Annotated in this window: 5 protein-coding genes; 1 reads left to right on the top strand and 4 read right to left on the bottom strand. The window is 45.8% G+C overall.

Annotation, left to right across the window (positions count from 1 at the left end):
* Positions 1 to 576: 576 nt before the first annotated feature.
* The gene (locus QZ918_RS13440; protein WP_527250407.1) at positions 577 to 1,314 is read left to right on the top strand and encodes an ABC transporter permease; all 738 of its coding nucleotides are present in this window, start codon (positions 577 to 579) and stop codon (positions 1,312 to 1,314) included.
* Between the two features lie 228 nt (positions 1,315 to 1,542).
* Here the strand turns inward: QZ918_RS13440 and QZ918_RS13435 are convergent, their stop codons facing one another.
* From QZ918_RS13435 to QZ918_RS13420, 4 genes are all read right to left on the bottom strand, one after another.
* Complete coding sequence (locus QZ918_RS13435) at positions 1,543 to 2,583, bottom strand: methyltransferase (protein WP_293151984.1); 1,041 nt, start codon at positions 2,581 to 2,583, stop codon at positions 1,543 to 1,545.
* A 201-nt stretch (positions 2,584 to 2,784) separates the two neighbouring features.
* A complete protein-coding gene (locus QZ918_RS13430; protein ID WP_293151981.1) occupies positions 2,785 to 3,375 on the bottom strand; it encodes an REP-associated tyrosine transposase in 591 nt (196 codons plus the stop codon).
* Positions 3,376 to 3,586: 211 nt separating this feature from the next.
* Positions 3,587 to 7,438, bottom strand: coding sequence for a type I polyketide synthase (locus QZ918_RS13425; protein WP_293335812.1), 3,852 nt, complete (start codon positions 7,436 to 7,438; stop codon positions 3,587 to 3,589).
* 261 nt (positions 7,439 to 7,699) lie between these two features.
* On the bottom strand, positions 7,700 to 13,183 hold the full coding sequence (locus tag QZ918_RS13420) for a non-ribosomal peptide synthetase (protein ID WP_293335809.1): 5,484 nt from the start codon (positions 13,181 to 13,183) through the stop codon (positions 7,700 to 7,702).
* Between the last annotated feature and the right edge of the window lie 133 nt (positions 13,184 to 13,316).

Here is a 13,316-nt window from a genome sequence, read left to right as displayed (position 1 = left end):
TTAGAACAGTGCAGCAGCCTCGATTATTTGGCAGCTTAACCTGATAATGATCGAGATGTAAAATCGTGTCCGCTCAATTACCCGCAATACAAAAGGTTTGTAGTGAGGACTTTAGTCCTCTCCAAATGCGGACTAAAGTCCTCACTACAAACCAATCTTAGTACGATCGTTAGAACAGTGCAGCAGCCTCGATTATTTGGCAGCTTAACCTGATAATGATCGAGATGTAAAATCGTGTCCGCTCAATTACCCGCAATACAAAAGGTTTGTAGTGAGGACTTTAGTCCTCTCCAAATGCGGACTAAAGTCCTCACTACAAACCAATCTTAGTACGATCATTCGATCGGACATGATATAATATTTATTCCCGTTAATTGACAGGACTCGATATCAATTCTGCAAATCACCGAATAGCCGGGGTTTGAAGCCTTTACTCAGGTCGGCAGATTGTGATAAGAACGGAGTTTAAATCTCCGTTCTTATCACTTCGCTGTCAACTGTCAACTGTCAACTGTCAACTGTTTAACTCGCCCAACCATGAAACAAACCTCAATTAAAACTCTACTAACAGACACAATGACCGTGTTTTGGGGAGAATGGCTAGATTTGCGAGTCCGAATCCTGCCAATTGCCGCTGCTGGTTTAACATCCCCATTAATTTACATTCTAGCTTTTGGTTTCGGATTGGGCAGTTCCATGCCTAAACCGGCAATTGGTGGCAATTATCTAGAATTCATGCTGCCGGGAATGGTTGCACTTTCATCGATGACAGTAAGTTTTACAGGCGCAGTATTTTCTATTTGTGGCGAACGCCTTTTTAGTAAAACATTTGAGGAATTGCTACTGCTGCCGGTACACCCCCTAGCTTTGCACGCAGGCAAAATGCTAGCCGGAATACTGCGGGGACTGCTAACTTCGGTTTCCGTGATTTTAGTAGCAGTTGTGTTTACTCAAAAGCTAGTATTTTTGCATCCGCTATTTTTGTTAGTGATAATTCTCAACTCCGCTGTATTTGCGGGCCTGGGAGTGATAGTGGGTTTAAACGTAAAATCTCTCGAATCAGTCGGATTGTACAACAATTTTCTGATAACTCCGATGTCATTTTTAGGTGCGACTTTTTTCGATCCCACGTCGCTACCGATCGCCCTAAAAGGCATAGTTTATCTGTTACCGTTAACTTATGCCAGCATTGGATTGAGGGCTGCTGCCTACGATATCGGCAAGTTTCCTTGGTACAGCGTACCTGTTTTGTTGGTGGCTGCGATCGCCTTTTCTGCGATCGGCGCCCGCCAGTTTTCTACCCAACAAGACTGAAGGAAGTCCGCACTCAAATCATCTCCCATCAATTACCCATTTCATTTGTCCGCAAGCGGTCTCAACCACTCAATCCTCACAGGAGTAGCTAACTAGGATTGAATATTACCAGAAAGAATTGGTTGAAAGTCGCAACCCTTGGGCGTAGAAATTAAAATCAGACTATTCATTACTCCAATCCTCTGACTTTTAGGTAGAGGTAGCTTTTAAACTGTCAACTGTCAACTGTCAACTGTCAACTGTTGAAGCCTCGATCGCACTTGCAGGGCCTTTTGTGGCGATCGTATCAGTCACCTTAAAGCCAGCAGAGGAAAGCAAATGATAAAATTCATCTTCCCTCCGCATAAAAGTACCGCCTATCACAAACAAAGTTAGGCTACCCATACCAATAAAAGGGGACATTTTGCCTGAAGGCAGCATAAAATCAACAATCAGCAGGCGATCGTTAGCTGTCATAGCTTCATAGCAACTTTTAAGAATTGTAATAGCACGCTCATCATCCCAATTGAGGAGCACACGAGAGAGTAAGTAAAGATCCCCACCACCCGGCACCGCCTCAAAAAAGCTGCCTCCAACGACTTGACACCTATCTGCAACTCCAGCCGCGTGCAAAACCTGAGGTGCATCCACAATCACATCTTCGCGATCGAACAAAATAGCTTGCATTTGGGGATTAGCATTTAGAATAACAGCCGTGAGAGTTCCAATGCCCCCTCCAACATCCACAAGCATCTTAAACCCAGAAAAATCATAAGCTTCAAGCACCGGAAGCAGCCACTCCCTTGTTGTCTCCTTCATCCACTCATTGAAATTTATAGCCGCCTCAGAATTCTGCGTCAAATAGCTATAAAAACTCATCTTAAAAGTATGTTCAAAAGCCGTTTCTCCCGTCTTTATACTGTACAATAAATTCCCCCATCCCTGATATAGTTCATCACCCATTGCCAGAACTGTACCTCGTAAAGAATCAGAAGTACCAGTCAAGAGATGCTTGCCCAAAGCATTCAAGCAAAATTTGTCATTATCTTCCATAGAAAACACACCAACACTTACCAGCATACGCATCAGGTGATAAATACCCTGAGAATTTACACCAGCAGCTTCCGCAAGTTCATCAGCAGTCTTAGAACCATCACTCAGAATATCTGCTATTTCAAGTTTAGCCGCTACAAAAAGAGCCTGGGATTTTTTAAATCCATACATCATTTCTAGTAACACTGACGATGATTTTTCGTTTTCAGCTTGGGTATTTTCTGTGTATAAAACCATTATTTCTCCAATTATAAGTATTTGGTATGTTGTTGGGCTTCAGCCCCAAGAGCTCTTTGGTATGTTGTTGGGCTTCAGCCCCAAGAATTCTTTGGTATGTTGTTGGGATGCGAGCCCTAAGAGCGCTGAAGCGCAACTACGTACCTCAGAGCGCTGAAGCGCAACTACGTACCTCAGAGCGCTGAAGCGCAACTACGTACCTTAATCATCCCATCCTTTTCCATAATCTCTTACCGGATATTCTGTCCATGCACTTCTTAGCCACTCTCTTCCTTGATACTCTAAATACCAATGTACGCTACTTGCTGACCAATCATAAGGAGATTTTGCCCAGCCATGTTTGACAGGATTGTAATTGATATAATTAATAGTTGTATAATAATGCCTTTCGGAACGAATAGCGCGATCGCTAAACGAACACCACACTTTACCTGTAAAATTATCCTCCCTATTCCATTGTCGAGCCAACGGGCCGTGAATCGAACGAAATAGCATACTTAATCGTCGCATATTAACATGATGGACTAAGAGATGATAATGATTTGGTAAAACTACCCAAGCATTAATTTCGATACCATCGGAAATAAACTTCTCAAAAATTGAATCTAAAAGTTGGTGACGGCGTTCCTGAGTATTAATCCGAGATTTATGCTCAAAACAACTAACTGTAAGATGATAAAATTCAAAATCTCGCACTGGATGAGGTGGAGAATGAGCAGGATATCCCTTAGCCAACCTTTCATTAACAATTTGCACCCGTTGTTCTAAAGTCAATTTCCGATATTCATACATAAAAGGTACGTTGTTGGGCTTTAGCCCTCAAAAGGTACGTTGTTGGGCTTCAGCCCTCCGAAAGGCACGTTGTTGGGCTTTAGCCCTCCGAAAGGCACGTTGTTGGGCTTTAGCCCTCCGAAAGGCACGTTGTTGGGCTTGGGAGCTCCGAAAGGCACGTTGTTGTGCTTCAGAGATCCGAAAGAGGGCTAAAGCCCAACAACGTACCTACCTAATCAATAAATCCTCTAAGTTGTTCGGCCATAACCTGAACATGAGGAGGGTAATTCATAGTAATATGATTTCCCGGTACCTCTCGAACCTCTATCCCTCCCCCAGCCACATCAATCCATGGCAATTCAGGATTTTTAGGATTAACTTCATTTTGTTCGCTAGCACGAAAAAAGATAATTCGACCCGGATAAGCTTGAGGGATGTAATTTCGCATAGCTTGACCGTGTACTTTAAACAGATGAAGAAACTCACGAATTTCAGGCAATCCAAAATCGGGAGGAACTACCCTATTAGCAATCTTTACTTGCTCCAAAAAGTAGAGAAGTTGGTCATCTGGCTCAAGCTGTTGGAGGACATCCAAAGAAAGAGACAGATCGAAACCAACACCTAGTATATAAACCAGAATAGCTGTATCATCTTCTCTCGCTAAAACAGGCATTTGACCGGGGCCAGGAGTATCTATCAGAGTTAGCAATGCTACTTTTTGACCGATCGCATTCAGTTGTTGCGCCATCTCAAAAGCAACCGTGCCACCAAAGGAAGAACCTCCTAGGAAATAGGGCCCTTCAGGTTGGCGAATCCGCAGCGCTTCGATATAGCGAGTCGCCATTTCCTCAACAGTAGTACAGGCATCTGTTTCATCAACCGCAGCAGGTGCTTGTATTCCCACAATAGGCCGCTCTGAAGCGAGATAACGTGCCAAATCCCGATAAATGTAAACGTGTCCGCCTACCGGATGCACTAAAAACAAAGGTTGTTTCAAACTCCCCCGCCGAATCTCCACTAATAAGGACTCAGAAGCTGACTGGGATTGCCGATTATCGCTCGCAGACAACCCGGAATCATCTTTAATTAATTCAGCCAAAGCTGCAATAGTTGATGATTGTAACAGGCTGTGGGGAGACAAGTTTTGTTGCAGTTTTTCGTTTAACTTAGTTATTAGTTGAACTGCTAATAATGAATCCCCTCCTAAATCAAAAAAGTCATCATCAATTCCCACTTGCTCAATTCCCAGAAATTCTTGCCATATCGCAGCAATAGTTTGCTCAGTTTCATCTCTAGGAACACTATAAGTATTTTGTAGATTCGGCCGAGAATGGAGTTGTGCTGAATCTACATTTGGGGAATTGTCATCGGGTAAAGATCCAATTTGAATCGGTTGCTCGATTCCTGGTGCTTCAATCCAGTAACGTTGGCGCTCAAACGGATAGGTTGGCAATGGGAGACGATAACGCTGCTCATCAGCATAAAATTGAGACCAATCTATTTGTACTCCTCCTAACCAGAGTTGACCCAATGTAGTAAGTAAGAAAGCTACATCTGAGTTTTGGTCTTGCGGATGGCGCAATGAAGAAAGTATAATCTGTTGAGATGGCTTATTTTGGTGTTGTTTTGCTAGCGCGTTCAATGTCCGTCCGGGGCCCACTTCTAGCAATATTTGATTGGGCTGGTTTAATAGCTGTTGTAAACCCTCTGCAAACCTTACTGTTTGACGCAGGTGTTGAGCATAATAACTGGGGCTTGTTGCCTCCCCTGCTGTAATCCAATTCCCAGTAACATTGGATATGTAGGGAATTTTTGGTGATTTGAGCTTGACTTTTTTCACCTCTTCGGTAAATGGCTCTAAAATTGGCTCCATCATTTGTGAATGAAAGGCATGGGATGTGTGCAACCTGCGACACTCTACACCTTTTTCTTTTAGTTTTTGTTCCAATTCATCTACGGCATCGATGGCACCTGAAATCACGCTTAGAGATGCTCCATTGATCGCAGCTAGATCCAGCTTATTGCCGAGTAAGGGTTTGACTTGCTGTTCTGTAAGTGGCACTGCCAGCATGGAACCAGCAGGCAGTTGTTGCATCAATTTACCTCGTGCAGCTACCAAGGATAAGCCCTCTTCCAAGGAGAATACACCAGCCAAACAAGCTGCTACATATTCGCCAATGCTATGACCAATCGTTGCTTGAGGATGCACTCCCCAAGACATCCACAATTTAGCTAAAGCATATTCGATCGCAAATAATGCAGGTTGTGCGATCGCAGTCTGTGTTAGTTGGTTGGTAGCTGCTGCTTCTGCTTCTGCTGCGCTTGGATAAATTACGTGGCGCAAGTCAAGGCCCAAGTAAGGTTTCAGTATTTCCGAACATAGATCCATCTGTTCGCGAAATGTTGGTTCAACTTGATAAACCTCCAAGCTCATATTGATGTACTGCGAACCCTGTCCTGAAAACATAAATACGACAGGTGGATTTTTGGACTCTTGGAAGTTGGTAAAAACTCGTTTTGACTCGAGATTCTCAAGGGCCGTAAAACCATCTTGACTGTCATTGCAAACCACTATGCGTCGATGGTTAAAAGCCTTGCGACCGACTTGCAGCGTGTAAGCCACATCAGCCAAATTTACATCGGTGTTTTGTTTTAAATACTTGCTTAAGTTGGCAGTAGCACTATCAAGTGCCGAGCTAGTTTTTGCCGACAAAACTAACAGTTGCGACGGGCGAGATTCTCCTGATGCTTCTACAAGAGGCGCTTCTTCAAGAACTACATGAGCATTTGTTCCACCAATGCCAAAAGAACTAACTCCAGCACGACGGGGTGATTTACCTGCTTTCCATTCGGAAAGTTGGGTATTGACATAAAAAGGACTGTTGGCAAAATCAATCTGAGGATTTGGCTGTTCAAAATGCAAGCTAGGGGGTATTAGCTGGTGTTTGAGAGCTTGGACAGTTTTAATTAAGCCAGCGACACCAGCCGCAGTATCTAAATGTCCGATATTGGTTTTTGCCGAACCGATCGCACAAAAGCCTTTTTTCTTAGTTTCTACAGAGAAAGCTTGCGTCAGTGCAGCGATTTCGATCGGATCGCCGAGGGGTGTTCCAGTTCCGTGAGCTTCTATATAGGTGACGGTTTCAGGGGGAATCTCGGCTAGTGCTAAGGCATCTGCGATCGCCTGCGCCTGACCGTCTATACTAGGAGCTGTGTAGCCAGCTTTCACAGCACCATCATTATTAATAGCGCAACCTTTGATTACCGCATGAATGCAATCTCCATCTGCGATCGCCTCCTCTAATCTTTTCAAAACCACAATTCCCACACCGCTACCGCTAACAGTTCCCTGTGCACTAGCATCAAAAGCTCTACAGTGCCCGTCTGGAGAAAGAATCATGCCCTCTTTATAAAAATAGCCTGTCTTTTGATTGACACCTATAGACACGCCACCAGCCAAAGCCATATCGCATTGGTAATTTAGCAAACTTTGGCAAGCCATGCCGATCGCAACCAATGAAGTCGAACAAGCTGTTTGGACAGTAACGCTCGGCCCCTTCAAGTTTAATTTATAAGAAACGCGAGTGGACAGAAAATCTTTCTCATTGGCGATCGTAAGTTGGAAATCTCCCACTGATTCTCTAAGCTGACGATTAGGATAAAGGTTATTCAAAAAATAAGTATTGAAACTCCCTGCGCCTGCGTATACCCCAATCGAACCTTCGTAAGTTTCGGAGTTGTAGCCCGCATTTTCTAGAGCCTCCCAAGCCGACTCCAAGAAAAAGCGGTGCTGCGGATCTGTGATTTCAGCTTCTCTCGGATTAAACCCAAAGAATGAAGCATCAAACAACTGAATATCTGCCAGTACCGCCCTGGCTTTTACATAGCGAGGATCGCGCACGACTGAGCGCTCAATCCCGAAAGATTCTAGTTCTTGTTCGGAGAAGAAAGAAATAGATTCCACACCATCACGCAGGTTTTGCCAAAATTCATCAACATTTTTCGCGCCAGGAAAGCGACCTGCCATACCGACGATTGCGATACCTTCTAGAGAAGATTGGGTGGTTTTTTCAGAGTTATCCATTTTGATGCTTTCCTGGTGACAATACTTTAGACAATTGATTAGGTACGTTGTTGGGATGCGAGCCCTCTTAGGTACGTTGTTGGGATGCGAGCCCTCTTAGGTACGTAGTTGGGCTTGAGCCCTCTTTGAGGATGGTATGTTGTTGGGCTTGAGCCCTCTTTCGGGATGGTATGTTGTTGGGCTTGAGCCTCCTTCCGGAGCGCTAAAGCGCAACTACGTACCTAAGAGCGCAACTACGTACCTCATTTGGAAAATTTAGAGTTATCGATTTTTATTCTTTCCCTTTAGCGCTTGTTTTTGCTTGTGGCTGTTCATGGCATCTTTTTGTTTTTTGATCCGCTCTTGACTTGACCCAACAGAGGATTGTTCCGCAGCCTCCTCACTTAAATATTTAGCCAAAGAGCTGATGGTTGGATATTTAAACATTTCAACGATTGACACATCTCTGTCCACCACTTCGCGCAGTTGGCTGTGAGCCTGAGCCATCAATAATGAATGACCTCCTAAATCGAAGAAATTATCATCTACACCTACTTTTTCCAAGTGTAATAGCTGTTGCCAAACAGTAGCGATAGTTTGTTCTATCTCAGTTTTAGGAGCCACATAAGTTGCTGACAACTCTGGGTTAATAGCCTCAGGTTCAGGCAGTGCCTTACGGTCTACTTTGCCATTGGGTGTAAGTGGGAAATTAGGCAAAAATACAAAGCTAGAAGGCACCATATAGTCGGGCAGTTTTTGCTTCAAAAAGTTGCGCCAACTGCCGATATCTGTGTGTTCTAGTCCGAGGTTGGAAATAATATAAGCGACTAAGCGCTGGTTGCCGGAGACATCGGAGCGGCTGATAACTAGAGACTCCTGCACATCTGGGTGTTGGCTTAATACCGCCTCAATTTCTCCTAATTCGATGCGGAAGCCCCGAATTTTTACTTGGCGATCGATGCGGCCTAGAAATTCGATATTGCCATCGGGTAAGTAGCGAGCTAAGTCGCCTGTTTTGTAGAGGCGAGAACCCGGTTCGTTGCTAAAGGGGTTGGGAATAAAGCGTTCCGCAGTTAGTTCAGGTCGGTTGAGGTAGCCCCGCGCTAAACCTGCACCGCCAATATAGATTTCTCCGGGAATGCCGATCGGCACAAGCTGCAAATGGGCATCCAAAAGATAAACTTGTGTATTGGCGATCGGGCGACCGATGGACGGCGGCTCTTGACTATCGGTACATTCGGCGATCGTTGCACAAACGGTGGATTCGGTCGGCCCATAAGCGTTAAAGAATCGACGACCCGGTGCCCACTTAGCCACAACATCGACGGAAACAGTTTCTCCCCCAACAATAATTGTTTGCAATGTAGAAAGCTCTTCAAAAGGAACAACTCCCAAGACTGCTACTGGTAATTCAATGTGGGTAATAGCTCGATCGTGCAATACCTCAATCAAATCAGAACCTGCCAAAAGAGCATTATTGATTGCGATACAGAGAGTTGCTCCCGAACACAAGGCAATAACCCAATCGGAAGTTGCAACATCAAAGCTCAAGGAAGCAAATTGGAGAACTCTGCTGTTCGGTTGTACGTCGAATATCTGAATCTGTGCTATAGCCAGGTTGCATAGTCCTCGATGCCCGACAAGTACGCCTTTTGGCTTCCCTGTAGACCCGGAAGTGTAAATCACATAAGCCAGGTTCTCAGAGGTTAAGCTGCATTCAGGATTTTCCTTACTCTGTCGCTCAATAATTTCCCAATCTGTGTCCAGACAGACAACTCGCGCTTGGTGTTTGGGAAGAGATTCAACTAACCGCCTCTGAGTCAACAGCACTGGTACTTGGGCATCTTCTAACATCAAGGCCAAACGCTCTGGCGGATAAGCTGGATCTAGTGGTACATAAGCCCCGCCAGCTTTGAGAATACCCAGCAGTCCCACTACCATCTCCAAGGAACGCTCTACACAAATCCCCACCATTACTTCAGCGGTGACACCTAATTTGCCCAGATAATGCGCTAACTGGTTTGCTCGTTGGTTCAGCTCTTTATAGGTAAGTTGTTGGTCTTCAAATACTAGGGCAATAGCATCGGGCGATCGCTCTACCTGCTCTTCAAACAACTGGTGTATGCACGCATTTTGAGGGTAATCGGTTGCGGTATTATTCCACGCTACTAACTGCTGCCGTTCCCACTCAGTTAAAAGGGGTAATTCTGAGATTTTTTGCTCTGGATTAGAGACGATTCCTTCCAGCAGGGTTTGGAAATGTCCAACCATCCGATCGATCGTGTCAGCATTAAACAAATCTATGCTGTACTCAAAACGACCGACTATGCCCTCCGATGTCTCCTGTAATTCCAGGGTTAAATCAAACTTTGCCGTTTCAGTATCAATATCTAACTGGCTCCAATTCAGAATCGAATTAACGCCTGACATTGGGGGTTGGAGAACAAAAGCAACTTGGAACAGCGGGTTTTGACCCAAATTTCGCTCCGGTTGCAGTGCTTCTACCAACTTCTCAAAAGGCACATCTTGGCAAGCAAATGCTTCCAAAGTAACTTCTCGCACCCTTTCGAGCAACTGCCGGAAAGTCGGGTTGTCCTTGAAATCGGTACGCAGTACCAAAGTGTTGACGAAGCACCCAATTAGCTGCTGAATCTCCGGCTGGTTGCGTCCTGCGGTGACAGTGCCTACAACAATATCGGTCTGCCCCGTGTAGCGATAGAGCAAGGTTTTGAACGCTGCCAGCAGTGTCGTGTAGAGGGTAACGCCTTCTTTCTGACTCAATTTCGCGATCGCCCCGATCAAAGTTTGAGGTAGCGCTAGACATTGCCTTGCACCCCGAAAAGTTTGGATTGGCGATCGCGATCGATCGGTGGGCAGTTGCAGCGTTGACAGATTCGCTAGTTGCTGTTTCCAGTATCTCAGTTGGTTTTCCAGCACCTCTCCCTGTAGCCATTGCCGTTGCCAATAGGCAAAGTCCGCAAACTGAACCGGCAGTTCTGGCAGGGGCGATCGCCAGCCCAAACAAAAGGCGCTGTAGAGTGTCGCCAGTTCCTTCATAAACAAGCTGTACAGAGAAACACCATCGATCGCGATGTGGTGTATGGTCAGGAACAACCTGTAATCCGCCTCGCCCAACCGCATGAGAGTACCCCGCAGCAGTGGGCCTTCGGTAAGGTCAAAAGGCTGCTGTGCTTCCAAAGTTGCCAGCCGTAAAGCTTCAGACTCCCGTTCCGCCTCTGGCAATTCCCCAATATTCACCACTGGCAGGGTGAAATTAAAGGCATCTTTAATCACCATCACTGGCTGCCCATCCACGAGAGCAAAGGTCGATCGCAAAATTTCGTGACGCTTGATGATTTCGTTGATGCTGCGCTCCAGAGCAGCAATGTTGGCGGGACCAGGTAGGCGAATGGTAATCGGTTCGTTATAAAAAGGTAGATCGGGAGCCAGTTGACATAAAAACCACAGTTGTTGCTGGCTGAAGGATAGAGGTAAGTCCCGATGCCGCGAAATCGGTTGAATCGAGGAAGGCTGGGGTGTTGGAGATTTTTGAGTGGCGATTTCCAGATTGCGAGCCAGATCGGCGACTGTGGCAGACTCAAACAAGGTACGCAAAGGTAACTCTACCTGGAAAGTGTCTCGGATTCGAGTTGCAATCTGCGTGACTAGCAGAGAGTGACCTCCCAATTCTAAAAAATTGTCGCGAATACCCACTCGCTCTAGTCCCAGAACTTCGGCCCAGATTCCTGCCACCACATCTTCCACAGGAGTTTGAGGTGCGACATAATCTTGTCCTAGTTCGGGAATTTTAATGGCAGGCGCTAGTAGCTTCTGACGGTCTATTTTGCCGTTGGGCGTGAGCGGCATGGTTTTCAGGAACACAAAGCTGGAAGGCACCATATAGTCTGGCAACTTATCTTTCAGGAAGTTACGCAACTTGCCCGCTGTCGTGCGTTGCAAAAATTTTAAGAAGCCTTGAGTTTCTAGGAGGTAGTCGATACTCTGCTGAATCACAGCTTTTTCACTCGCTGTGAGAGATAACTCAATTCCTGCCTGATTTCCTTGACACCAAGCGACAGTTCCCTCAAAACATCGCTCTTCGGTATCTCCCGGTAGCACGAGGCGCAAGTGCAGGCGTTTACCTTTTGACCAATTATCTGGCACTCCGATCGCGCAAATCCCACCGATCGATATATCCTCTGTTTCTAGCTTAACTGAGCGATCGCCATCAAATTCTGCTAAACACTCGCTTTTAAAGGGTATTCGTTCTGCGGTGACCTTGGAAACAACATAAGCGGCGATCGAGCGCTTCTGTCCGGGGACATCTTCTTGTACTGCTACCACTGCTACCTGCACGTCGGGGTGTTGTCCCAGCACCGCTTCAATCTCGCCTAGTTCAATGCGGAAACCGCGAATTTTCACTTGGTGGTCGATGCGGCCTATAAACTCGATGTTGCCATCCGGCAGATAGCTACCCAAATCGCCCGTACAGTAAAGCCGATCGCCTGTATGGGGATGAGTGATGAAGCGTTTGCTAGTCTTTTCCTCATCTCGCCAATAGCACCTGGCTAAACCAATTCCCCCAATATAAAGCCCCCCGACTACTCCCTCTTGACATGGTTCCATCGCTTCGTCGAGCACATAAAAATGCTGGTTGGTCATTGACCCACCGTAAGGGATACTTTTCCACGTGGGGTCTATTGTGTCGATGGGATATAAAATCGACCAAATGGAAGCCTCCGTTGCACCTCCTAAGCCGATGACAGCAGGGATTAAAGATTGGTCTAGCTGAGACCTTGAATCAAGGCACTGGCCGGGCTGGACGCCCGCCCTACTCAACTGAGGTTCAATATCTAAATCTAAACTTTGCGACACCCACCTAGTAGAAACTAAATTTTTGATTCGATCGGGCAAAGTCAAAGGTATCCAATCGCCGCTGAGAAGGACTAATCGCAGAGACGAAGATAAATCTTTGCTATGAACAGCCGCATAATCTACCAGCATCTGCATCAATGCCGGTGCAGAGTTCCAAATAGTGACTTGTGCTTGCACTATCAAATCGACCCAGTGAGCTGGATCTGGCGTTGCTGATACTTGAGGGATTACAACCGTTCCTCCTGCTACCAGCAAGCCGAAAATATCATATACGGATAGGTCAAAGCTCAGGGAAGATAGAGCTAAGACCCGATCGCCCGCTCCCACTTCAAAGCGTTGGTTGATATCGAGTAGAGTGTTGACAGCACCCCGATGTTCGATCGCTACTCCCTTCGGTTGACCAGTAGAGCCGGATGTGTAAATCACATAAGCTAAATTATCCGATGTCACCCCACTGTCTGGATTTTCCTCTCTGGAGCGATCGACAGTTTCTAAATTTCCATCCAAACAGATGACACGCGCTTGATGTGACGGAAGAGACCCGACTAAATGCTGTTGTGTAAGCAACACTGGCGTTTGGGAATGTTCCAACATAAATGCCAGTCTATTTGCCGGATAATGCGGATCTAGCGGTACATAAGCTCCCCCTGCTTTCAGAATACCTAATAGACCTACAACCATCTCCAGCGATCGCTCCACACAGGCTGCCACCAATACCTCTGGCCCAACACCCACAGTCTTCAGATAATGTGCCAACTGGTTAGCTTGAGAGTTTAAGTCCCGATAAGTTAGCTGCTTCCCTTCAAAAATTACGGCAATTGCATCAGGCGATCGCTCTACTTGGAACTCAAATAGTTCGTGAATGCACCTATCCGGGAAATTATCTAACATTTTATTTTTCCTTATATCGAGGTATACAGAGTTTTTTTTCTTTGTTTTCGTAACTATTGCTGAGTTAAGCTGATCCAGCCAAAAGGCTTAAATTATTAACAAAAATGCCGTCATACATAAGGGGTTAAACCCC

Origin of the sequence: Microcoleus sp. CAWBG58 (genome assembly GCF_020883045.1) — a bacterium.
Classification (GTDB): Bacteria; Cyanobacteriota; Cyanobacteriia; order Cyanobacteriales; family Microcoleaceae; genus Microcoleus.
Note: the sequence above shows the minus strand (reverse complement) of the source record. Positions and strands in the feature narration are given on the sequence as shown.

Bases quoted from the DNA above. Each gene is read 5' to 3' on its own strand.
- QZ918_RS13440 (WP_527250407.1), top strand. From the start codon at position 577: ATGACCGTGTTTTGGGGAGAATGGCTAGATTTGCGAGTCCGAATCCTG.
- QZ918_RS13435 (WP_293151984.1), bottom strand. From the start codon at position 2,583: ATGGTTTTATACACAGAAAATACCCAAGCTGAAAACGAAAAATCATCG.
- QZ918_RS13430 (WP_293151981.1), bottom strand. From the start codon at position 3,375: ATGTATGAATATCGGAAATTGACTTTAGAACAACGGGTGCAAATTGTT.
- QZ918_RS13425 (WP_293335812.1), bottom strand. From the start codon at position 7,438: ATGGATAACTCTGAAAAAACCACCCAATCTTCTCTAGAAGGTATCGCA.
- QZ918_RS13420 (WP_293335809.1), bottom strand. From the start codon at position 13,183: ATGTTAGATAATTTCCCGGATAGGTGCATTCACGAACTATTTGAGTTC.